At 60.2% G+C, this 22,732-nt stretch carries 25 protein-coding genes; 18 read left to right on the top strand and 7 right to left on the bottom strand.

Translation table 11 applies throughout. The features are described 5' to 3' along the window. Positions 1–85 precede the first annotated feature (85 nt). The 3 genes from QMX98_RS19110 to QMX98_RS19100 form a co-directional block, all read right to left on the bottom strand. Positions 86–727 carry an oxidoreductase gene (locus QMX98_RS19110; protein ID WP_010467351.1) on the bottom strand — a complete coding sequence of 214 codons (642 nt, stop codon included), beginning with the start codon at positions 725–727 and terminating at the stop codon, positions 86–88. 27 nt (positions 728–754) lie between these two features. After that, positions 755–2,473, bottom strand: coding sequence for a C13 family peptidase (locus QMX98_RS19105; protein WP_077749937.1), 1,719 nt, complete (start codon positions 2,471–2,473; stop codon positions 755–757). A gap of 115 nt (positions 2,474–2,588) precedes the next feature. Further along, positions 2,589–3,044: a MaoC family dehydratase gene (locus QMX98_RS19100; protein ID WP_010467353.1), complete on the bottom strand. Its 456-nt coding sequence runs from the start codon at positions 3,042–3,044 to the stop codon at positions 2,589–2,591. Between the two features lie 197 nt (positions 3,045–3,241). Between QMX98_RS19100 and QMX98_RS19095 the strand changes: the two genes are divergently transcribed. The 5 genes from QMX98_RS19095 to QMX98_RS19075 all read left to right on the top strand — a co-directional run bounded on the left by QMX98_RS19095 (position 3,242) and on the right by QMX98_RS19075 (position 5,913). Further along, entirely contained in the window at positions 3,242–3,604 is a 363-nt protein-coding gene (locus QMX98_RS19095) for a CidA/LrgA family protein (RefSeq protein WP_010467354.1), read from the top strand. Beyond that, positions 3,601–4,317 (top strand): LrgB family protein, encoded by a 717-nt coding sequence (locus tag QMX98_RS19090; RefSeq protein WP_010467355.1) that lies wholly within the window; start codon positions 3,601–3,603, stop codon positions 4,315–4,317. The genes QMX98_RS19095 and QMX98_RS19090 overlap by 4 nt, the downstream gene beginning before the upstream one ends. Before the next feature lie 10 nt (positions 4,318–4,327). Then, positions 4,328–4,918 carry an LON peptidase substrate-binding domain-containing protein gene (locus QMX98_RS19085; protein WP_010467356.1) on the top strand — a complete coding sequence of 197 codons (591 nt, stop codon included), beginning with the start codon at positions 4,328–4,330 and terminating at the stop codon, positions 4,916–4,918. A gap of 112 nt (positions 4,919–5,030) precedes the next feature. Further along, complete coding sequence (locus tag QMX98_RS19080) at positions 5,031–5,246, top strand: hypothetical protein (RefSeq protein WP_102594344.1); 216 nt, start codon at positions 5,031–5,033, stop codon at positions 5,244–5,246. An 88-nt stretch (positions 5,247–5,334) separates the two neighbouring features. After that, complete coding sequence (locus QMX98_RS19075) at positions 5,335–5,913, top strand: hypothetical protein (protein WP_172791772.1); 579 nt, start codon at positions 5,335–5,337, stop codon at positions 5,911–5,913. Between the two features lie 53 nt (positions 5,914–5,966). Here QMX98_RS19075 and QMX98_RS19070 read toward each other — a convergent pair whose 3' ends face one another. Next, a complete protein-coding gene (locus QMX98_RS19070) occupies positions 5,967–7,283 on the bottom strand; it encodes a bifunctional DedA family/phosphatase PAP2 family protein (RefSeq protein WP_010467359.1) in 1,317 nt (438 codons plus the stop codon). Between the two features lie 176 nt (positions 7,284–7,459). Further along, on the bottom strand, positions 7,460–8,158 hold the full coding sequence (locus tag QMX98_RS19065; protein WP_282411251.1) for a DNA-3-methyladenine glycosylase: 699 nt from the start codon (positions 8,156–8,158) through the stop codon (positions 7,460–7,462). Between the two features lie 189 nt (positions 8,159–8,347). Here QMX98_RS19065 and QMX98_RS19060 point away from each other — a divergent pair, with 189 nt between their 5' ends. The 13 genes from QMX98_RS19060 (at position 8,348) to QMX98_RS19000 (ending at position 20,916) form a co-directional block, all read left to right on the top strand. Next, positions 8,348–9,619, top strand: a complete 1,272-nt coding sequence (locus QMX98_RS19060) for a glutamate-5-semialdehyde dehydrogenase (protein WP_102594339.1) — start codon at positions 8,348–8,350, stop codon at positions 9,617–9,619. Between the two features lies 1 nt (position 9,620). Further along, entirely contained in the window at positions 9,621–10,310 is a 690-nt protein-coding gene (gene nadD / locus QMX98_RS19055) for a nicotinate-nucleotide adenylyltransferase (protein WP_169858290.1), read from the top strand. Between the two features lie 73 nt (positions 10,311–10,383). After that, positions 10,384–10,878: a ribosome silencing factor gene (gene rsfS / locus QMX98_RS19050; RefSeq protein ID WP_010467363.1), complete on the top strand. Its 495-nt coding sequence runs from the start codon at positions 10,384–10,386 to the stop codon at positions 10,876–10,878. 9 nt (positions 10,879–10,887) lie between these two features. Next, the gene (gene rlmH, locus QMX98_RS19045; protein WP_007937439.1) at positions 10,888–11,355 is read left to right on the top strand and encodes a 23S rRNA (pseudouridine(1915)-N(3))-methyltransferase RlmH; all 468 of its coding nucleotides are present in this window, start codon (positions 10,888–10,890) and stop codon (positions 11,353–11,355) included. Between the two features lie 10 nt (positions 11,356–11,365). Continuing rightward, positions 11,366–13,261, top strand: a complete 1,896-nt coding sequence (gene mrdA, locus QMX98_RS19040; protein ID WP_010467364.1) for a penicillin-binding protein 2 — start codon at positions 11,366–11,368, stop codon at positions 13,259–13,261. A gap of 31 nt (positions 13,262–13,292) precedes the next feature. Further along, the gene (gene rodA, locus QMX98_RS19035) at positions 13,293–14,396 is read left to right on the top strand and encodes a rod shape-determining protein RodA (protein WP_049870746.1); all 1,104 of its coding nucleotides are present in this window, start codon (positions 13,293–13,295) and stop codon (positions 14,394–14,396) included. A 17-nt stretch (positions 14,397–14,413) separates the two neighbouring features. Then, entirely contained in the window at positions 14,414–15,424 is a 1,011-nt protein-coding gene (gene mltB / locus QMX98_RS19030) for a lytic murein transglycosylase B (RefSeq protein ID WP_010467366.1), read from the top strand. Beyond that, on the top strand, positions 15,424–16,434 hold the full coding sequence (locus QMX98_RS19025) for a septal ring lytic transglycosylase RlpA family protein (protein ID WP_102594337.1): 1,011 nt from the start codon (positions 15,424–15,426) through the stop codon (positions 16,432–16,434). The genes mltB and QMX98_RS19025 overlap by 1 nt, the downstream gene beginning before the upstream one ends. Positions 16,435–16,615: 181 nt before the next feature. Next, positions 16,616–17,773 carry a D-alanyl-D-alanine carboxypeptidase family protein gene (locus QMX98_RS19020; RefSeq protein WP_010467368.1) on the top strand — a complete coding sequence of 386 codons (1,158 nt, stop codon included), beginning with the start codon at positions 16,616–16,618 and terminating at the stop codon, positions 17,771–17,773. 80 nt (positions 17,774–17,853) lie between these two features. Continuing rightward, entirely contained in the window at positions 17,854–18,129 is a 276-nt protein-coding gene (locus tag QMX98_RS19015; RefSeq protein ID WP_083375686.1) for a DUF493 domain-containing protein, read from the top strand. After that, positions 18,129–18,776: a lipoyl(octanoyl) transferase LipB gene (lipB, locus tag QMX98_RS19010; RefSeq protein WP_010467370.1), complete on the top strand. Its 648-nt coding sequence runs from the start codon at positions 18,129–18,131 to the stop codon at positions 18,774–18,776. Before QMX98_RS19015 ends, lipB begins: the two co-directional genes overlap by 1 nt. A 25-nt stretch (positions 18,777–18,801) precedes the next feature. Beyond that, complete coding sequence (gene lipA, locus QMX98_RS19005; RefSeq protein ID WP_161990845.1) at positions 18,802–19,803, top strand: lipoyl synthase; 1,002 nt, start codon at positions 18,802–18,804, stop codon at positions 19,801–19,803. A 162-nt stretch (positions 19,804–19,965) separates the two neighbouring features. After that, positions 19,966–20,916 carry an LD-carboxypeptidase gene (locus QMX98_RS19000; RefSeq protein ID WP_282411250.1) on the top strand — a complete coding sequence of 317 codons (951 nt, stop codon included), beginning with the start codon at positions 19,966–19,968 and terminating at the stop codon, positions 20,914–20,916. Positions 20,917–21,009: 93 nt separating this feature from the next. Here the strand turns inward: QMX98_RS19000 and QMX98_RS18995 are convergent, their stop codons facing one another. Further along, positions 21,010–22,332 carry a lytic murein transglycosylase gene (locus tag QMX98_RS18995; protein WP_010467373.1) on the bottom strand — a complete coding sequence of 441 codons (1,323 nt, stop codon included), beginning with the start codon at positions 22,330–22,332 and terminating at the stop codon, positions 21,010–21,012. A 62-nt stretch (positions 22,333–22,394) separates the two neighbouring features. Further along, on the bottom strand, positions 22,395–22,559 hold the full coding sequence (arfA, locus tag QMX98_RS18990) for an alternative ribosome rescue factor ArfA (protein ID WP_003176285.1): 165 nt from the start codon (positions 22,557–22,559) through the stop codon (positions 22,395–22,397). Positions 22,560–22,732 lie beyond the last annotated feature (173 nt).

The raw sequence follows: 22,732 nt of genomic DNA, 5'->3' as shown, positions 1-22,732 counted from the left end.
GGGCAAGCCTCGCTCCTACGGGTTCTCCGTTGCCTGTGTAGGAGCGAGGCTTGCCCGCGAAGGCGCCCTCTCAGACACCAAAGGATTATTTGCCTAGCTTGCGCAGTTCATCCGATTCGACAATCCGTACCCCATCCTGCTCTTCCAGCGCCAGTCTCCACATGGCGCGAGCCAGTTGGCAGGCTTCGATGCCGCGGTACTTGCCGGGGATCAAGCGCGACAACGGCCCGACGAGTTGCTCGGCCGTGCGCGGTTCCAGTCGATCGCCCAGCAACAACGAAGGTCGGCAAATGGTCAGCTGCGGCCAGTCCTGCGCGCGCAATGCGTACTCCATCTCGCCTTTGACCCGGTTGTAGAAAATCGAGGATCTGCGATCGGCCCCCAGGGCACTGATCACGATCAGGTGCCGGGCACCCATTTCCCGTGCACGCTTGGCGAACGCCACCACCATGTCCAGGTCGACCGCACGAAAGGCTTGTTCGGAGCCAGCCTGCTTGATTGTGGTGCCGAGGCAGCAGTAGGCGATGTCGACGCGACCGTTCAGTTGCGGCAGAAACGCCGCCGCGTCGCCGACCGGGTTTTCCAGATGGGGATGCTCGGCCAGTGGCCGGCGCGAGGGGGCCAGTACCCTTGAAATCGTTGGCTCATTGAGCAGGCGATCAAGCAGATGTTCGCCGGTCAACCCGGTAGCTCCGGCAAGCAGTACATGCTGAGGCGTCAAGTACATAGTGTTTCCCCCTTGATACTGTTCAGCTTAGTTGCTCTTTGCATCCTTGCTGCTGATAGAGACACTTTGTAGCGCTTTTCGTGCCTGCTGTTTGCGCAAGAGTTGCCAGTGCGAGAGGACCGTTTTCGGCGCCCAGAGCTGCGGTTCAGAGGCCTCGAAGCCGTCAGCGAGTTCACGCTCTGCCACCGTGGCCTTGGCCAGCTTGAAGGCATGCTCCAGGTCGTCGGTCTGGTTCAGCGCCTGGGCGAACAGCGCGTCGCCGAAGTAGGTGAAATTGGCTTCTTCCGAGCAACCGAAGGACACCCGATCAGCGCGCGAGGCGGTCATGATCAGCGTGCGTTCATCCTTGAGCGCGGGGATGAAGCCGCCGGAATAGCAGGACGAAATCACCACGATCTTGTCGCGGTTCTTCAAGGGCGCGAGCACGGCGGCGAGTTCGTCGGCCGGCAGGTCGGCCAGCTCCATGCGCGGCTGGTCGAGCACCAGTTCATGTTCGCTGCTGCCATGGCTGGTCAGGTAGATGAAGATCAAGTCTTCCGGGCCACTGCGTTCGGCCAGGGTCATCGCGGCGCGGCGCAGGTTTTCCCGGGTGGCCATCGGCCGGTCGACGAGGTGATCGCGATGGTTCACCAGGCGGATCTGGCCGAAGGCGCCGAAGCGGCTGCTGAGCATGTTGCTGACGTAATCGGACTCGCGCAGGAACACGCTCTGCTTGCCGTCGCCGCCCAGGGTCAAGGTGTACAGCTCGACCATCGGGGTCGAGGCTGGCACGTTGGACAGAGCGTCATCGAGTAACCGGCCCTGGGCCAGCAAGCCGAGCTCCAGGGTGTCGGGCAGCAACTTGCCGTCGGCATCGCGAACACGCTGGCCATTGACCCACGTTCCGCTTTGCACCGTGCCGTCGGTGAGCACCAGGGTGCCGCGCCCCGAGTAGCTGTCATTGTCGAACTGGCCGATGTAGAAGCTGCCGTCGGGCAGGTTCAATCGACCCTGGCCGGTAAAGCGCCAGTCGCTGAACTGGCCGATGTAATGACTGCCGTCAGCGCCGATCAACTCGCCCTTGCCGTTCAGCGAGCCTTCCTTGAACTGGCCCAGCCAGACATCGCCGTCGGCGTTTTCGTAGCGGCCCTTGCCGTGCAGTTGATTGTTCTTGAAGCCGCCGACATAGATGTCGCCGTCGGCGCTGTTGAAGGTTCCGTTGCCTTCCAGCTGACCGTCCTTGAAGTGCCCGGTGAACTGATTGCCACTGGCGTCGCCGCGCTGCCCTTCACCGTTGGGTTTGCCATTGGCGAACTGGCCCTGGTAGGAACTGCCGTCGTCGAGTTCGAGACGCCCGAGCCCTGAATATTGATCGGCCTTGAATTCACCGCGATAGGTCATCGCGTTTTCTTTTAGCGTGCCTTCACCGTCACGGCGGCCGAGTTTGAATCCGCCGGTGTAGCTGCTGCCGCTGGTGGTCAGTGTGCCCTTGCCGTCAAACAGGCCTTGATTGAATTGGCCCCGATAGACTTCGCCGTTGCTGCCATGCCATTCGCCCTGGCCATGCCATTGCCCCTTGTCGAACTCGCCGGCGTACCAGCTGCCGTTGGGGTAGTCGATGCGGCCCTGGCCTTGCAACAAGCCGTTGACCAGATCACCGCGATAGCGCCCGCCGTCCGGCAAGCGGGCATCCGGGGGCAGCAGCGATTCGCCATCGCCGCAAGCGGTGAGCAACAGGGTCAAGGCGAGGAGTGCAAGTGAGCGCATAGCGGGATCCGGGCAATTATGCGACGGAGTATGCCGCAGCTATGTGTCGCATTTATAGAGACACGGCAGAGACACGGCGCGAAACAGCGTGAGCTGTTTCGCAATCAGACCTGTGTCAGACGAAACAGAGGGACAGCGGCTCGGCGATATACGCCGGTTTGTCCGAGCCTTCGATTTCAAGCGTGGCGGTGGCTTTGAGCAGCCATTGGCCGGGTTTTTTCTCGATGACTTCGTTCATGTCGACCTTGAGCCGAACCCTGGAGTTGACCTTTACTGGCTGGATGAAGCGCACGCTGTCCAGGCCATAGTTGACCACCATCTTCGCCCCTTGAGGGAGGATCAGGATGTCTTCCATCAGTTTCGGGATCAGCGACAGTGACAGGAATCCGTGTGCAATGGTGCTGCCAAATGGCGTTTGCGCGGCTTTGACCGGGTCGACGTGAATAAACTGATAATCGCCTGTGGCTTCTGCGAACAGGTTGATACGCTCCTGATCGATGGTGAGCCATTCGGAACGTCCGAGTTCCTTGCCGACATAATCTTTGAGCTCTGCAACGGGAACATAGGGCATTGAGACTCTCCTTGGGTTTCATCGGATTTATAGTTTTTCGAGTGGGGGGATTTGGCCTCCCTGTGAACCACTTTAGATCAACATGGCAAATTGCTCCGGTCAACTGACCATGCTTTTGGCGAATGCCGATCCATAGCGTTGACGTGCTTATAATGCCCGGCCCCTTTTTGGTGGGGCGCGCGCGCGGGAGATGCTGGATGTTGTTACGTGGCCTGACCTGGCTGGTGCTGTTCCAATTGCTGGGCACAGCCATCAACCATTTGTTTTTACCGGTACTGCCCGGGCCGATTGTCGGCCTGCTGCTGTTGCTGGTGTACCTGATTTCGCGCGGGCAAGTCGGCGAGCCGTTGAACCTGGCCGCCAGCAGCCTGCTGCGCTATTTGCCTTTGCTGTTGGTGCCACCGGCCGTGGGCGTGATGGTTTACGCCAAGGACATCGCCGCAGACTTCTGGGCCATTGCCGGCGCGCTGGTGTTGTCGCTGGTGCTGTCCATGGCGTTTGTCGGGGTGCTGATGCAGCGCATGGTCAAGCGTCATGCCCATCGCGGAGATCGCTCATGATCCTCGATTGGCAGGGTGCGCTGGACTCGGTGATTCATCACCCGTTGTTCGGCCTCGGCATTACGTTGGGCGCTTATCAACTGGTGCTGGCAGCCTTTGAAAAAACCCGCTGGATCTTTCTGCAACCGGTGCTGGTTTCCATGCTGTTGGTGATCGGTGTGCTGACGGTCTGTGGGATCACGTTTGTCGAGTACCGCAAGAGCACCGAGATCCTCAGCATCTTGCTCGGACCTGCGACCGTTGCGCTGGCAGTGCCGCTGTATCTCAATCTGCGACGCATTCGGCAGTTGTTCTGGCCGATTTTTACTACGCTGGTGATAGGCGGCGTGGTTGCCACGGGCATGGGCGTGTTGCTGGGTTGGTGGTTTGGCGCCGAACACATGATCCTGATGACGATGGCGCCGAAGTCAGTGACGTCGCCGATTGCCATGTTGGTGGCTGAGCAGATCGGTGGTGTCGCGGCGTTGGCCGCGGTGTTCGTGTTGATCACCGGCGTGATCGGTGCGATCTTCGGTCCGAGTATGCTGACCCGGCTGGGCGTGCACAGCCCTGAAGCCCGGGGCATGGCTCTGGGCATGACCGCCCATGCGGTCGGCACCTCGGTGGCCTTGCAGGAAAGTGAAGAATGCGGCGCTTTCGCGGCGCTGGCGATGAGTCTGATGGGCGTGGCCACGGCGGTGTTCCTGCCGTTGGCGGTGTCGATGGTGGTTTAAGGATATGTCTATGAGCTTGCCGCTTTTTCCGCTGAACACTGTGCTGTTTCCTGGCTGCATCCTCGACTTGCAGATCTTCGAGGCGCGCTACCTGGACATGATCGGCAGTTGCATGAAAAAGGGCGTCGGCTTCGGCGTTGTGTGCATTCTCGACGGCGAAGAAGTGGGCATCGCACCTGCGGGCTATGCGCTGGTCGGCTGCGAAGCGTTGATCACTGATTTCAAACAACAGGACAATGGCCTGCTGGGCATTCGCGTGCAGGGCGGGCGGCGTTTTCATGTGTTGCGCACCGAGGTACAGCGCGATCAATTGACCGTCGCTGAGGTCGAGTGGCTGGAAGACGAACCTGAACAGCCGCTGCAGGATGAGGATGCGGACCTGGTCGCCCTGCTCAAGGCATTGGCCGAACACCCGATGGTCGAAGCCTTGAACATGGGCACCGAAGCGACCGGGCAACAGTCGCTGGCCAATCAGCTGGCCTATCTGCTGCCGTTTGCCGAAGTGGACAAGATCGACCTGCTGCAACTCGATGATCCCCAGCAGCGGCTGGATGCGATCCAGGCGCTGTTGGACGAGTTGCAAGGTGAGTTGTTTGCCTAGTTGTACTTTGTATTAAGTTCTTCGGTTCGCCACTATTGTCTTCGTAAAGCTCAGTCAGTAGTTTGCAGTTATTCGCATGGAGCGGATAACGGTTAACTATATGGATGTGGTTATGACGCTATATGAAGATGAATGGATGTTCTGGGATGATATTGCCGGGCGCTATATTTTAAAGCACGCGAGCAACGATCCGAATACGGCTAATATTATTGATGCCGCTGCTTACTATGCCGATTCAATGGTTGTCGCTCGACGTAAGCGCAAGCGCGTAAAACTTCCAGTCTCCGGTACTGCTGTCGATACTTCAAACGCTCCGACGGCTCTTTAGTACACGACTTATAAACTATTCGGCAACGGACTGGGTTTTGCGCGTCTTGCTGAAAAAAAATTGAGTGAACAGCATCTTGAGGTGATTGATGTCCCTGGAAAATCAAAGCAGTGCATTTACCGCTAACCTTTACGTCAACGGCACGCCGGTGGTGCTCAACCAGCAGCGCCTGAAGCTTAGGCTGCGTGACCCGCGAATCACCCGGCGCGAACGCCTGGACGTGGAGGTGGCATTGGCGAGTGACGACAGCACAAGTATTCTGACGCTCGCCGATCATGAGGATGACAAGCCTCTATTGTTGAAGTTTGTGCCCAAGGCTGGCAAGTATGAAGTGCTGGCCGTTATTCGAGGCGCCTATGAAGGTGGTCATTTGACGGTTAATGTCGGAACCCGTCATCTATATATGAATAGCGGTTCGGAAGGTGCCAGGTTTTCGATACGTAAGCATGGGGTGGACCAAGCGAGTTTTGATGATTTTGCTGCCGGTCCAGGGTATGTGCAGCTTGTGAGTGAGCTTAATGGTCGGCCGCTCTATCTGGCAAACGACAAGGGGAAAGTGCATTTTAAAGATGTTGATCCTAATGTCTCCAAGCATGATGCGTTCAACAATGATCCCGTCAACTTCGTGATCAAGATTGTTGATAAGCCGGGTGAGGAGCGCAAATAAAAAAACGCCATCAGTTTTGCAAGCTGATGGCGTGTACCTCATCAGGCAACAGCCTAATACGCATATCTCAACATTGCATTCGGCAAATGTCGCAATGCAAAGAACCCGAACAACGCCACCATCGCCGGCAATACCAGCCACCAGATCTTGGGTGGCATGGCATTGAGCGGTGTCTGGCGCTGGCTCAGCCACAAGCTGGCAGCACACACGCACGCCGCCAGCATCGCGCCGGCCAATATATCCGTTGGCCAATGTGCGCCCAGGTACACCCGGGACAGGGCGATTGTCAGGGCCGGCAAACAACCCAGCAGCAACCAGGTCAGGCGCATCCGCGGCGGCTGACCGCGACCGGCCAGCACGGCGAGGGTCAGGAACAACGCGAAGGCGCCCGATGCATGGCCGCTGGGCATGCTGTAGCTGGTCAGCGGATCGCTCAGTACTTCCGGGCGCACGCGGGCGAAAAATTGTTTGGTGAACGTGTTGCCGAGCGCGGTGAAGAGCAGGGTGCCGCCGGCGAAAATCGCCTGGCGCCACTGCCGGGTGAGCAACAGCAAGCCGGTCAGCAGGGCGCTGAACACCAGCATGTTGCGGAATTCGCCGATCAGCGTGAAGGTGACGGCCAGTTCATCGAGCATCGGGCTGCGATGTTCCTGCACCAGGGTCATCACGCCTTGGTCGAGCGCGGTCAGGTGCGGGTAGCCGATAAACAGCCCTGCCAGAATTAACAGGCCGAGGCCGGCTATATAGGCGGTGGCGTGGCGATGGCGGCGCAGGCTGCTGGTCACACTCAAGCCGATCATTACCGCAATGCTGCCGGCGACGATCCCTGCCTCAGGCCAGAACCCGTCGGGCAATGGCAAGCGAATCGCTGCGCCCGTGGCCCAGCCAGGCAGCAAGTAAGCGACGCTCCAGCCCGCGGCGGCCAGCAAACTGACAGCGGCGAAACGCGGGAACGGCATGTCGAACATCCCGGCAACCATCGGCAGCATCGGGCGTAGCGGGCCGATAAAACGTCCGACCAACAGGCTGGCAATACCGTATCGCTGGAAATACGCCTCGGCGCCGGCGATCCATTCCGGATGGTGGCGTAACCCCGGCAGGCGCCGGATATTCTGGTGGAAATGTCGACCGATGAAGTACGAAACGATGTCGCCCAGCACGCCAGCGGTAAATCCCAGCAATAGCGTTTCGCTCAATGACAGCGCCCCGCTGCCGGCCAGTACCGCCACGGCGAACAGCAACACTGTGCCGGGCACAATCAGCCCGGCAATCGCCAGGCACTCCACGAATGCCACGATGAACACCGCCGCGGCCAGCCATTGCGGGTTAGCCGCCAGCCAACCGGTCACGCTATCGAGCCATGGGCCCATAAAAACAACTCCCTCTGATGTTCAATTGGGCTCGAAAGGCGCGCACGCAACCTTCCAGGCACCACAAGTCCCCTGTAGGAGCGAGCCTGCTCGCGATAGCGGACTGACATTCGAAACCGATGTCGCCTGATACTTGCTATCGCGATCAGGCTCGCTCCCACAGGGATTTTCCATCTTCAAGTCAGCAAAAAATAATCGCGACCTTCGACCTGCCCCCGTCGCAGCGGGTTCCGCGTGCAATATGGCGCGTAAGCCGCATCGACGAAGCGATACATCAAATGTTCGTCGCGTCCGTGGGGAATGCCCAGGCGCGTGGTCTGGATGATCTGAGCAGACGCCGGGCCGACGTCTTCGACCAGCAACACATCATGGTCAAAACGCTTGGCATCCCAGACGGGCACCTTCAACCCCAGCGACTTGCACAACAACGTCTGCCCGGCGCAGAGCTTTTGCGTCGGGCGAGGACGACCCTGGGCGTCGGGATTGTTCAACAGCATCTGCGCCAGGCTCGCTGGCCCGCTTAGCTCGTCGACCCACGGATAGGCAGATTTGATCAGCACCGCGTTGCCCGGCCCCTGGGCGCTGAAGTTCAGGGAATCACCGCCGCGGGCGTAATACATATAGATGTGCCCGCCATCCAGAAACAAAGCCTTACGCTTTTCTGTGTAGCCGAGGGACGCGTGACTGCCTTTTTCTTCGCAGTAATAGGCTTCGGTTTCGATAATCCGGGCGCTCAGCCACAGGTCGCCGACCCTATGACGGATGACCTTGCCCAGTAAATCCCGGGCCAGGGTTTGCGCATCGCGGTCAAAAAATGCGTCCGGGAGCCCCATGGGCAGGCGTGCAGCGGACGCTCGAACAGTCAGGTTGGACATGATGAACGGTGTTTATCAAGGCTGATTGAGTCGTGATGATAACAATGTGCAGCTTAATCCCGGCTGAACGTCGGCAAATTGCCCTCCATTTCGACCATCCGCCCGTCACCGCTGTTAGTCCCGGGACGCGACAGCTATAATCTGCCGCTTTACTCTTTACCAAGACCTTAGCAAAGACCCCCACAGACCATGACTGAGTCCGTTCTTGACTATATGACCCGCCTGGGTCGCGCCGCCCGCGAGGCTTCTCGCGTCATTGGCCGTGCCAGCACTGCGCAGAAGAACCGCGCGTTGCAGGCGGCTGCCAATGCGCTGGACGCTGCACGCGCCGAGCTGACGGCTGCCAATGAACTGGATTTGGCCGCAGGCCGCGCCAATGGTCTTGAACCGGCATTGCTTGAGCGTCTGGCGCTGACCCCGGAGCGCATCGACGGCATGATCGTCGGTTTGCGTCAGGTGGCGGCACTTCCGGACCCGGTTGGCGCGATTCGCGACATGAGTTTCCGGCCGTCGGGCATCCAGGTCGGCAAGATGCGCGTGCCGTTGGGCGTGATCGGGATCATCTACGAATCCCGGCCGAACGTAACCATCGACGCTGCGAGCCTTTGCCTGAAGTCGGGCAACGCGACGATCCTGCGTGGCGGTTCCGAGGCAATCAATTCCAATCGCGCCATTGCCGCCTGCATCCAGCGTGGCCTGGCCGAAGCCGAGCTGCCGGCTGCCGTGGTGCAAGTGGTCGAAACCACCGATCGTGCGGCCGTTGGCGCGTTGATCACCATGCCGGAATACGTCGACGTCATCGTGCCCCGTGGTGGCCGTGGTCTGATCGAACGCGTCAGCCGCGATGCCCGCGTGCCGGTGATCAAACACCTGGACGGCATCTGCCACGTCTACGTCAGCGCCCACGCCGACCTGCCGAAAGCCCAGCGCATCGCCTTCAATGCCAAGACTTACCGTTACGGCATCTGCGGTGCGATGGAGACGCTGCTGGTGGATCAAGCCGTTGCCAAGGATTTCCTGCCGTCGATGGCTGCACAGTTCCGCGAAAAAGGCGTCGAACTGCGCGGTTGCGAACGTACCCGGGCGATCATCGATGCCGTGGCGGCCAGCGAAGAAGACTGGAGCACCGAATACCTGGCGCCGATTCTTTCGATCCGCGTCGTTGACGGGCTGGACCAGGCGATCGAACACATCAATCAGTACGGTTCGCATCACACCGACTCGATCGTCAGCGAAAACCTCGCCGACACCCGGCGTTTTGTGGCGGAGGTCGATTCGTCATCGGTGATGATCAACACGCCGACCTGCTTCGCCGATGGCTTTGAATACGGATTGGGTGCCGAGATTGGCATTTCTACTGATAAGCTGCACGCCCGCGGCCCGGTGGGTCTCGAAGGTCTGACCTGCGAGAAGTACATCGTGGTCGGTGATGGCCAGTTGCGCGGCCAGGCGTCGGTCTGACTTGGGCGACCTCAAACCGTCAGCACCGCAAACCGCCAGCGAGCCTGCGCCAAGACGCATTGGCGTGCTGGGCGGGACGTTCGACCCGGTGCACATCGGCCATTTGCGCGGTGCGCTGGAAGTCGCCGAGTCGCTGTCGCTCGATGAGTTACGCCTGACACCCAGTGCCAGGCCGCCGCATCGCGGTACGCCGCAGGTGTCGGCAAAGGACCGTCTGGCGATGGTCGAGTGCGCGGTGGCCGGTGTGGCGCCGTTGGTGGTGGACGCCCGCGAATTGCAGCGGGACAAACCGTCCTACACCATCGACACCCTGGAACTGATGCGCGCCGAACTGGCCGCCTCTGACCAGGTTTTTCTACTTTTGGGCTGGGACGCATTTTGCGGCCTGCCCACTTGGCACCGCTGGGAAGAGTTGCTCCAGCATTGCCACATCCTGGTGCTGCAACGCCCGGATGCCGACAGCGAACCGCCGGATGCCTTGCGCAATCTGTTGGCGGCACGCTCGGTGAGCGACCCGCTGGCCCTCAAAGGGCCGAGCGGACAGATTGCATTCGTCTGGCAGACGCCGCTCGCGGTATCCGCCACCCAGATCCGTCAACTGCTGGCCAGCGGTAAGTCGGTACGTTTCCTGGTGCCCGACGCGGTCCTGGCCTACATCGATGCGCACGGTCTCTACCGTGCGTCGAACTGAAAAGAGGGCACGCTTCCAGGCACGTAATGACGTGTATTGAAGCGCCCGAACATACGAGCAAAACGAGTTTTATATGACGAACAAAGACGTAACTAAAGTAAAGCGCAAAGGCACGTTCAAAAGCGCCCCGCTGCCTGAGCCGGTTCTCACCACTGAACCTCTGAAAGGTGACGAGCTGGTCAAGGTGGCCGTAGCCGCCCTGGAAGACGTGAAGGGCCAGGACATCCAGGTCATCGACGTTCGTGAAAAGCAGAGCATCACTGACTACATGATCATCGCGACCGGTACCTCCAACCGCCAGATCGGCGCGATGCTGGACAAGGTTCGCGAAGCCGTCAAAGCCCTGGGCGTCAAGCCACTGGGTGAAGAAGGCAAGGGCGACAGCGACTGGGTGCTGCTGGATATGGATGATGTCATCGTGCACATGATGACCGCCTCGGCTCGTCAGTTTTACGACCTCGAGCGTCTGTGGTCCGGTGCAGAGCAGAGCCGTGCTCTGAACGCGGCTCACCACAGCCCGGAAAACACCCATGAGCACTTCGTCAAGCTCAACAAAGACCAGCAATAAGGGACCGCTGTGCGACTGCGACTGATCGCCGTCGGCTCCCGCATGCCCAAGTGGGTGGAAGAAGGCTGGCATGAATATGCCAAGCGTCTTCCGTCCGAGCTGGCGCTGGAACTGGTGGAAATACCGCTCAACACCCGTGGCAAGAACGCCGACGTGGCGCGCTTCATCCGTCAGGAAGGCGAAGCCATGCTGGCCAAGGTCGGGCCGAATGAGCGTGTTGTGACCCTGGAAGTCCACGGCAAGCCCTGGAGCACCGAGCAGTTGGCGGTCGAGCTCGATCGCTGGCGGCTGGACTCGCGCACGGTGAACTTCATGGTCGGCGGCCCCGAAGGGCTGGCGCCGGAAGTCTGTGCGCGGGCCGATCAGCGCTGGTCGTTGTCGCCGTTGACGTTGCCGCACCCGCTGGTGCGGATTCTGATCGGTGAACAGCTGTATCGTGCCTGGACAGTTCTGTCCGGCCACCCTTACCACAAGTAGTTCTGCCCTCATGCCCCAGCCGATCCGCATCAAGGACCACGAAAAAGACGCCCGTCTGGTGCGTGGCCGCGTCGTGTTCGGGGCTATTGCGGTGGTGTTGCTGATCTGCGTGCTGATCGCGCGGCTGTATTTCCTCCAGGTGATTCAGTACGAGTACCACTCGACCCTGTCGGAAAACAACCGCGTCCACGTACAGCCGATTCCGCCGACCCGCGGGTTGATCTTCGACCGCAATGGCGTGGTGGTGGCCGATAACCGGCCCAGCTTCAGCCTGAGCATGACCCGCGAACGGTCCGGTGACTGGCAGCAAGTGCTCGACGTGATCGTCGAAGTGCTGGAGCTGACGCCCGAGGACCGGGTGATCTTCGAGAAGCGTATGCGTCAGGGGCGTCGTCCGTTCGAGCCGGTGCCGATCCTGTTCGAGCTGTCTGAGGAACAGATCGCTCGTATCGCGGTGAATCAGTTCCGTCTGCCGGGCGTGGAAGTGGTCGCGCAGTTGGTGCGTCACTACCCGCAGGGCCCGCACTTTGCGCACTCGGTGGGTTACATGGGGCGGATCAACGAGAAAGAGCTGAAGTCTCTCGATCCGGTCAATTACAGCGGCACGCACCACATCGGCAAAACCGGCATCGAGCGTTTCTACGAGCCGGAGCTGCACGGTCAGGTGGGCTACGAAGAAGTCGAAACCAACGCTCGCGGCCGCGTATTGCGCGTACTCAAGCGTACCGATCCGATTCCCGGCAAGGACATCGTCCTGAGCCTGGACATCAAATTGCAAGAAGCCGCCGAAGCCGCACTTGGCGGTCGTCGTGGCGCCGTGGTGGCGCTCGATCCGAAAACCGGCGAAGTGCTGGCGATGGTCAGTGCGCCGAGTTTCGATCCGAACCTGTTCGTCACCGGCATCAGCTTCAAGGCCTATGCCGAACTGCGCGATTCCATCGACCGGCCGCTGTTCAACCGCGTGCTGCGCGGTTTGTACCCGCCGGGTTCGACCATCAAGCCGGCGGTGGCGATTGCCGGCCTGGATGCCGGTGTCGTGACTGCATCAAGTCGGGTGTACGACCCCGGCTACTACCAGCTGCCCAACTATGACCACAAATACCGTAACTGGAACCGTACCGGTGACGGTTACGTGGACCTCGACACGGCGATCATGCGGTCCAACGACACCTATTTCTACGATCTGGCTCACAAACTGGGGATCGATCGGCTGTCGGCGTATATGAGCAAGTTCGGTATCGGCCAGAAGGTTTCGCTGGACATGTTCGAGGAGTCGCCGGGGCTGATGCCAACACGTGAGTGGAAGCGTGCAACCCGGCGTCAGGCCTGGTTCCCGGGCGAAACGCTGATTCTCGGGATTGGTCAGGGCTACATGCAATCAACGCCATTGCAATTGGCCCAAGCCACAGCGCTGGTCGCGAGCAAGGGTGTCTGGAACCGTCCGCACCTGGCCAAGACCGTCGAAGGCGAGCGGCCGAAGGATGACAACCCGATGCCGGACATCATCCTGCGCGACCCGTCCGACTGGACCAAGGTCAACCATGGCATGCAGCAGGTGATGCACGGCGCCCGGGGTACGGCGCGCAAAGCGGCGATCGGTGCGCAATACCGCATCGCGGGCAAAAGTGGTACGGCCCAGGTGGTCGCGATCAAGCAGGGTGAGAAGTACGACCGCTCCAAGGTTCAGGAGCGCCATCGTGACCACGCCTTGTTCGTCGGCTTCGCACCGGCTGACAACCCGCAAATCGTGGTGTCGGTGATGGTCGAGAACGGCGAGTCCGGTTCCGGCGTCGCAGCGCCTGTGGTGCGTCAGATCATGGACGCCTGGCTTCTGGACCAGGACGGTCGGTTGAAGGCCGAATACGCCAGCCCTATCAGTGCGGAGGCTACGGCCCGTGAAGAGTAATTTCGATCGCATCCTCTCCAGTGAGGATGTGATGCGTCGCCGTGCGACGCTGTTGCAACGCATGCACATCGACGGCCCGCTGCTGATCCTGCTGCTGACCCTCGCCGCCGGCAGTCTGTTCGTGCTGTATTCGGCCAGTGGCAAGAGCTGGGACCTGCTGGCCAAGCAAGCCACTTCGTTCGGCATCGGCCTGGTGTCGATGATCGTCATCGCCCAGTTCGAGCCGCGATTCATGGCGCGTTGGGTGCCGGTCGGTTACGTGATCGGCGTGCTGTTGCTGGTGGTGGTGGACGTGATGGGCCACAACGCCATGGGCGCCACGCGCTGGATCAACATCCCGGGGGTGATCCGTTTCCAGCCTTCGGAGTTCATGAAGATCCTGATGCCGGCGACCATCGCCTGGTACTTGTCCAAACGCACCTTGCCGCCGCAGCTCAAGCATGTGGGGGTCAGTCTGTTCCTGATCGGCTTGCCCTTCATCCTGATCGTGCGTCAGCCGGACCTCGGCACTTCGCTGCTGATTCTCGCCGGTGGCGCCTTCGTCTTGTTCATGGGCGGGTTGCGCTGGCGCTGGATTCTCAGCGTGATTGCTGCCGCCGTGCCGGTGTCTGTGGCCATGTGGTACTTCGTGATGCACGACTACCAGAAGCAGCGCGTCCTGACGTTCCTTGATCCCGAGAGCGATCCGCTCGGCACCGGCTGGAACATCATTCAGTCGAAAGCCGCCATCGGTTCCGGCGGCGTGTTCGGCAAAGGCTGGCTGCTCGGTACTCAGTCGCACTTGGACTTCCTGCCGGAAAGCCACACCGACTTCATTATTGCGGTGATGGGCGAAGAATTCGGCCTGGTGGGCATCTGCGCACTGCTGTTGATTTACCTGTTGTTGATCGGTCGTGGGCTGGTGATAACCGCCCAGGCCCAGACATTGTTCGGCAAATTGCTCGCGGGCAGCCTGACCATGACGTTTTTTGTTTACGTTTTCGTCAACATCGGTATGGTCAGTGGCCTGTTGCCGGTCGTGGGGGTGCCGTTGCCGTTCATTAGCTACGGAGGAACTTCGCTGGTGACGCTGCTGTCAGCGTTTGGGGTTTTGATGTCGATCCATACCCATCGTAAGTGGATCGCACAGGTTTGAATAAGGTGAAGATGTCAATGCAAGTAATGCGCGGCTGGGCGACTCGATACGCGCCATGGGTCGGCCTGGTAAGCATCCTTGGCACAACGCAGGACGCGTTGGCCGGCGATTACGAAGGTTCACCCCAGGTGGCCGAATTCGTCGGTGAAATGACCCGCGACTACGGTTTTGCCGGTGAACAGCTGATGGGCGTGTTCCGCGAAGCCGAGCGCAAGCAGTCGATTCTGGACGCGATCTCGAAACCCGCCGAGCGGGTCAAGCAGTGGAACGAATATCGCCCGATGTTCATCACCGACGCGCGCATCGCCCGTGGTGTGGACTTCTGGCGTCAGCACGAAGCGGTACTGGCCCGTGCCGAGCAGGAATATGGCGTGCCGGCTCAGGTTATCGTCTCGATCATCGGGGTTGAGACCTTTTTCGGCCGCAATACCGGCAATTTCCGGGTAATCGACGCTTTGTCGACCTTGGGTTTCGACTATCCTCCCCGTGCCGAATTCTTCCGCAAGGAGTTGCGTGAGTTCCTGTTGCTGGCCCGTGAGGAGCAGGTCGATCCGCTGACTCTCAAAGGCTCTTACGCCGGCGCCATGGGTTTGCCGCAGTTCATGCCGAGCAGCTTTCGCGCCTATGCGGTGGACTTCGACGGTGACGGCCACATTAATATCTGGACCAACCCGGACGATGCCATCGGCAGCGTCGCCAGTTATTTCAAGCGTCACGGCTGGGTCGCCGGCGAGCCGGTGGTCAGTCGCGCCGATGTGCGTGGCGAGCAAGTGGATGAAGGTTTGACGACGGGCATCGAGCCGACTAAAACGGTCGGGGAGTTGCGAGCCTTGGGCTGGTCGAGTCATGATGCGCTGCGCGATGATATGCCCGTCACGGCTTTCCGCCTGGAAGGTGACAATGGCCCGGAGTACTGGATGGGCTTAAAGAATTTTTACGCAATCACGCGATATAACCGCAGCGTGATGTACGCCATGGCGGTACATCAACTGTCTGAACAGCTGGTCCAAGCACGGGGCGTCAAGTAATGCGGGCATTGCCTATGAATAAACCCCTGAAGCTGATGGCATTCGCCGCGTTGGCGGTGCTGGTCGCCAGTTGTTCGACCAGCCGCGCGCCGACGCAAAAGCCTTCAACGGCCGTGCGCGCAACGCCTGGCCTGGACATCAACCGTGCGCACAAAGACGGCGCGCCATGGTGGGACGTCGACGTATCGCGCATCCCGGATGCCACGCCGACCCTGCACTCCGGTCCTTACAAAGCCAATCCTTACACCGTGCTGGGCAAGACTTACTTTCCGCTGCAAGAATCCAAGACCTACGTCGCCTCGGGCACGGCGTCCTGGTACGGCACCAAATTCCACGGTCAGAACACCGCCAATGGCGAGGTGTACGACCTGTACGGCATGAGTGCCGCCCACAAGACATTGCCGCTGCCAAGTTACGTCCGGGTGACCAACCTGGACAACCACAAGACCGTGATCCTGCGGGTCAACGACCGCGGGCCGTTCTACTCGGACCGCATCATCGACTTGTCCTACGCCGCCGCGAAAAAACTCGGTTACGCCGAAACCGGCACCGCACGGGTGAAGGTCGAGGGTATCGATCCGCAACAGTGGTGGGCACAAAAGGGCCGTCCGGCGCCTTTGATGCTCAACGAACCGCAAGTAGCGCAAAATGCCGCGCCGACGATTACCGCTTCGGCGGGCACCGTCGAGCAATGGACGCCACCGCCGCAGCAACACGCGGCAGCCGTGGTGCCCGTGCAGATTGATGCAAAAAAAAACGCTTCTGTACCAGCCTCTGGCCAGTATCTGCAGGTGGGCGCGTTCGCCAACCCGGACGCTGCCGAACTCCTGAGATCGAAGCTCAGCGGGATGGTGAGCGCTCCGGTGTTCATCAGCTCGATCGTGCGTAATCAACAGACGCTGCATCGGGTGCGTCTGGGGCCGATCGGTTCGCCGGGTGAAATCCAGCAAGTGCAGAACAGTGTGCGCCTGGCCAATCTCGGTTCGCCGAGCGTGGTCACCGCCGAATAATACGTAGTACTTGATTGACGGTTCGCTTGCGGTTTGGGGGGTGGACCTGGTTGTTGGCTCGTTGAAGAACAAAAGCCCGGCAAGGGTTCTGAGTGAGCAACTGAACACGCGATGGCCCGTTAGAAGGCCATCTGATTAGTTTTGCCTTCGGGCAGTTTCCATTAGCGATTTCGAGAGACGGATGAACATCACCACCTTTGCCAAACGCCTGTGTCTGCTAGTCCCGCTGCTCCTCTCGCCTGCCGCGTTCGCGGTCGAGATGATGCCGTCGCCACCACAACTGGCCGCTAAATCCTACGTACTCATGGACGCCAGCAGCGGCAACGTGCTGGTCGAGAACAACGGTGACCAGCGTCTGCCTCCGGCCAGCCTGACCAAGCTGATGACCGCGTACATCGCGACCCTGGAAATCCGTCGTGGCCAGATCGGTGAAAACGATCCGGTGACCGTCAGCGAAAACGCCTGGCGTACCGGCGGTTCGCGGATGTTCATCAAGGTGGGTTCGCAAGTCACTGTCAGCGACCTGCTGCATGGCATCATCATTCAGTCGGGTAACGACGCCAGTGTTGCGCTCGCCGAGCACATCGCCGGCAGCGAAGACGCGTTCGCCGACATGATGAACAAAACCGTGGCCGATCTGGGCATGACCAACAGCCACTTCATGAACCCGACCGGTCTGCCGAACCCTGAGCACTACTCGTCGGCTCACGACATGGCGGTGCTGGCTCGCGCGATCATCCACGAAGACCCGGCTCACTATGCGATCTACTCGCAGAAAGAGTTCTTCTGGAACGGCATCAAGCAGCCTAACCGCAACCTGCTGCTGTGGCGTGACAAGACTGTCGACGGTCTGAAAACCGGTCACACCGACGAAGCCGGCTACTGCATGGTGTCTTCGGCTGTACGTGATGGCATGCGCCTGATCGCCGTGGTGTTCGGCACCAACAGCGAAGTGGCCCGTGCTTCTGAAACCCAGAAGCTGCTGACCTACGGTTTCCGCTTCTTCGAAACCCAGACCTTCTATCAGAAAGGCGCCGAGCTGGCTCAGGCCCCTGTCTGGAAAGGCAGCACCAATCAAGTCAAGGCCGGCCTGGCTGAAGACCTGACCATGACCCTGCCAAAAGGCCAGCTGAAAAAGCTCGCCGCCAGCATGACCATGAACCCGCAACTGGTTGCGCCTATCGCCAAGGGCGACGTAATCGGTAAAGTCGAAGTGAAACTGGACGACAAAGTGGTGCATAGCGCCGACCTGATCGCCCTGGACGCTGTCGAGGAGGGTGGTATCTTCCGCCGCATGTGGGATAGCATCCGTCTATTCTTCTACGGCTTGTTCAACTGAATTAGTGTGGACTTGCATGGCCCCGTTCCAATCCGGAGCGGGGCCATGTCCGTTGCCACGGCTTACGAGGCCGTTACGCCATGACAGATACCGAAGTAAAGGCGCCAAAGATCGAATTTCCTTCCAATGATTACCCGATCAAAGTGATCGGCGACACCATTGTGGACATCAAGCAAAAGATCATCGATATCGTTAAGAAGCACGCAACGATCAACGATGAAAAGGTGGACGAACGCCAGAGCAGCAACGGCAAGTACACCACCATCCAGTTGCACATCATCGCCACCGGTCAAGACCAGCTGTACGACATCAACAGCGAACTGCGGGCTACCGGTTTCGTGCACATGGTGCTGTGATGTCTGGCACGCTGGGCTTTCGCGAGCTCGGCCAGATGGCTTACGAGCCGGTCTGGCATGCCATGCAACGCTTCACCAACGAACGCGGCAGCAATGCCGCGGACGAGATCTGGCTGGTCGAACACCCGCCGGTGTTCACCCAGGGCCAGGCCGGCAAGGCCGAGCACTTGCTGCTGCCGGGGGATATCCCGGTGGTGCAGGTCGATCGCGGTGGTCAGGTGACTTACCACGGTCCCGGCCAGTTGGTGGCCTACCTGTTGCTCGACGTGCGCAAACTGGGTTTCGGCGTGCGTGACCTGGTCACCCGCATGGAACACTGCCTGATCGAGCTGCTGGCCAGCTATGGCGTGACCGCAGCGGCCAAGCCTGATGCGCCGGGTGTCTATGTCAATGGAGCGAAAATCGCCTCCCTGGGTCTGCGGATCCGCCACGGTTGTTCCTTTCATGGCCTGGCCCTGAACGTGGACATGAACCTGGAACCGTTTCGACGGATTAATCCCTGCGGCTACGCCGGGCTGGCGATGACCCAGCTGAGCGATCACGCAGGATCGATTGAATTTGCCGAGGTAAGTGCCCGGCTGCGCGCGCAGCTCGTCAAACACCTCGACTATGCTGAGCAGACGACCCTAACGGGCGGAATCGACTGATATGACTACTGATGCAGTGCAAACCATGATCCCGACGCTGGATGTTACCGAGCGTCCGGCCCCGCGTGCCAAGGTTGAAGCCGGCGTCAAGCTGCGCGGCGCCGAGAAGGTTGCACGTATCCCGGTAAAGATCATTCCGACCACCGAACTGCCGAAAAAACCTGACTGGATCCGCGTGCGCATCCCGGTTTCGCCGGAAGTCGACCGCATCAAGGCCCTGCTGCGCAAACACAAGCTGCACAGCGTGTGCGAAGAGGCGTCCTGCCCGAACCTCGGCGAGTGCTTCTCCGGCGGCACCGCGACCTTCATGATCATGGGCGACATCTGCACCCGTCGCTGCCCGTTCTGCGACGTTGGCCACGGTCGTCCGAAGCCTCTGGACGTCAATGAGCCGGAAAGCCTGGCCATCGCCATCGCCGACCTGAAACTCAAGTACGTGGTGATCACCTCGGTCGACCGCGACGACCTGCGTGACGGCGGTGCCCAGCACTTTGCCGACTGCATCCGCGAGATCCGCAAACTGTCGCCGAACGTGCAGCTCGAAACTCTGGTCCCGGACTACCGTGGCCGCATGGACGTTGCGCTGGAAATCACCGCCGCCGAGCCACCGGATGTGTTCAACCACAACCTGGAAACCGTGCCGCGCCTGTACAAGGCTGCGCGTCCGGGTTCGGATTACCAGTGGTCGCTGACCCTGCTGCAACGCTTCAAGCAGATGATGCCGCACATTCCGACCAAGTCCGGCCTGATGCTGGGTCTGGGCGAAACCGACGAAGAAGTCATCGAAGTCATGAAGCGCATGCGCGAACACGACATCGACATGCTGACACTGGGCCAATACCTGCAACCGTCGCGCAGTCACTTGCCGGTGGAGCGTTTTGTGCATCCGGATACCTTCGCCTGGTTCGCCGAGGAAGGCTACAAAATGGGCTTCAAAAACGTCGCTTCCGGCCCGTTGGTGCGTTCCTCGTACCACGCCGACGAGCAGGCGAAGCTGGTCAAAGCTGAATTGATGTCGTCTCTGTAATAAAGCGCCCGTAAGGCTTTTCAGCCTTGCGGGCGTTTTTGTTGGCCGTGCCTACGGCCGCAACCGTCTTTTCCTGCAACCTGCGGGGCGATTGATCCTCTTCTGTTTGTCCCCGTTCCTGACTACTGTGTGCTGAAGCTTTTCACGCAGGGAGATTCATGGATGACTGTTCGACCGACCCACACGCTGTTTCCTCACTCAGCCGTTCCGGCCTTGCCCTCGGAAGGGCTGATCGGCGTGATTGCGCCCGCCGGGCCTGCCGGGCTGGACACCGATAAAGCCGTTGCCTGGATGCGCGCTCGCGGTTATGCGCTGCGGATATTTCCCGGGGTGTACGAACAGGATGGCTACCTGGCCGGCAGCGACGACGTGCGGCTCAATGACTTGCACGCCGCGTTCGCCGACACGGAAGTCGACGCGATCATTTGCCTGCGGGGCGGTTACGGTACGCCGCGTCTGCTCGATCGCATCGATTTCGAATTGCTGCAAAACAACGCCAAGCCGTTTATCGGCTACAGCGACATCACTGCGCTGCACCTGGCGATCAGCCGTTACGCCGGTTTTGTGACCTTTCATGGTCCGCTGCTTAATGCCGATTTGCTGGGCGAAAAGCAAAAACCGACCGAGTCTTCGTTTTTCAACATGCTCAGAGGGCAGGTGAAGGCGGGCAGTGTGCTTTCGCACCCGGTGGCCTGGCCGCTGACCACGATCGAGCCCGGCATCGCTCACGGGCGGTTGCTGGGGGGCAATCTGTCGATGATTGCCGCAACCATGGGCACGCCATTTGAGATGGAGGCTGAAGGCGTCATTCTTTTCATTGAGGACATCAACGAACCGCTGTATCGCATCGACCGCTTGCTGACTCATCTGCGCCTGGCCGGCACGCTGGGCAAGTTGCGCGGCGTGCTGGTGGGCGATGTGGCGGGGGTTGATACGGTTGCGCTGGAGCGGTTGCTCAAGCAGACGTTCGAGCCGTTGCGGATACCGGTGTTGGCAGGGTGGCGCAGCGGGCATTGCGATCCGAACCTGACGTTGCCGATGGGCGCGCTGGTTCGGCTGGATGCGGGGAAGAAGGAATTGGTGTTGGAACAGGATGTGGTCGTCAAGCGGTAGTGCGATAGCGCCTGTCAGTAAGTCTTCGCGGGCAAACCTCTCTCCTGCAGGATAGTGTGATCCCGTAGGAGCGAGGCTTGCCCGCGAAGCTTTTTAGCGGTTACGCAGGCCTTCAAGCAACTTGTGCGTCGGATACCCATCCGCCGGCCAGCCAAACGACTGTTGTGCACTGCGGATCGCTTTGCGAGTGTTCGCGCCGATGATCCCGTCAGCAGTGCCCGCATCGTAATTCTGCGCACTCAGCAGGCTTTGCAGTTCGATTCGCTCAGTGCGGCTCAACGGCAAGTCATCTTTTGGCCAGGTGCCGTTGATCAGGCCGCCACCACTGAAGCGCTCGGACAACAGGCTCACCGCCAATGCATAAGACGACGAGTTGTTGTACTTGAGGATTGCGCGGAAGTTGTCGAGCACCAGGAACGCCGGGCCACGATAACCGGCCGGCAGCAGCAGGGCGGCGGACAGGTGTTCGGAACCTGCCGGAACCTGGGCGCCATTAGGCAGCGAGACCCCCAACTGTTGCCATTCGGCGACGCTCTTGCGAATCGTGCCGTCGGCCAGGACGTAGTTGAAACTGCCTGGTAGCTGCACTTCAAAGCCCCACGGTTGACCTTTCTGCCAGCCGGAGCTTTGCAGATAGTGCGCCGTCGAGGCCAGCGCATCGGCCGGGCTGCCCCAGATGTCGCGGCGGCCGTCACCGTCGAAATCCACGGCGTGGGTGTTGTAGGTGGTCGGGATGAACTGGGTCTGACCCATGGCGCCGGCCCAGGAACCGAGCATTTTCTCCGGTTCGATATCGCCTTGTTGCAGGATTTGCAGGGCGGCGATCAGTTGCGCATGAGCAAAGCCCGGACGCCGGCCTTCGTAGGCCAGGGTCGCCAGGGAGTTGATCACTGACTTGTTGCCCTGGAACTGCCCGAAATTACTCTCCATGCCCCACACCGACACCAAGGCCTGGCGATCAACGCCGTAGCGCTGCTCGATGCTTTGCAGAATGTCAGCGTATTGGCCGACCAGCGCCTGACCTTTGCGTACCCGCAGCGGCGACAGGGCGCCGTCGAGGTATTCCCACACCGGGCGGGAGAACTCGGGTTGGCTGCGATCGGCACGGATCACGCTGGTGTCGAGGCTGACATTGGCGAAGGCGCGGTCGAACAGATCGGCGCGGATGCCGGCGGTTAGCGCGTCTTTGCGGAAACCCGCCTGCCATTCGGCGAAGGTCTGGGTGGGCTGGAGGTCGAGGTTTTCACCGGTCGGCACCACGGGCGGAATGACCGCAGGGGCTGTCGATACGGGAAGGGTCTGAAGCGGCTGGGCGTCGGCGGCGGTCGGTTTTTCCGCGCAGGCGACAAGCAAAATGAGGCTGGAGGCAGCGATCAGTTGGCGCAGGGGCCAACGACGGGAAATACAAAGGGGCATGCACAGGTCCAGGGAATACGAATCAGGTGCAGACCTTAACATGTTGAGCGATGGCTTGCCTTTCAGGCCGCCAGAAAGTAAGAAGCCTCCCAGCTATTAGACTGGAAGGCTTCGCGGCGGTAGCTGCCTTTGCCCTTGCCGGCTCGTTCCTGACGGCTGCGGAACAGTGGCTGGGCGATGATGGATTTGGCCTTGTTGGGGCCATGCTTGGATGGCTTTTTGCTCATGATCAGATCTCTCGATTGAGTGGGTTTTGCGGGGGAAATAATCTGCTGAAGTTGGGGTTCTGTCTAGTCCCCGTATTGCGTAGGCAATGATATCTGTGGCGAGGGAGCTTGCTCCCGTTGGACTGCGCAGCGGTCCCCTGCTTTCAGGGATAAGCGGGGTCGCTTCGCAACCC

The sequence above is a fragment of the Pseudomonas sp. PS02303 genome, from assembly GCF_029959925.1.
Lineage (GTDB): Bacteria > Pseudomonadota > Gammaproteobacteria > Pseudomonadales > Pseudomonadaceae > Aquipseudomonas > Aquipseudomonas mandelii.
This window is presented reverse-complemented; position numbering and strand designations above follow the sequence as displayed.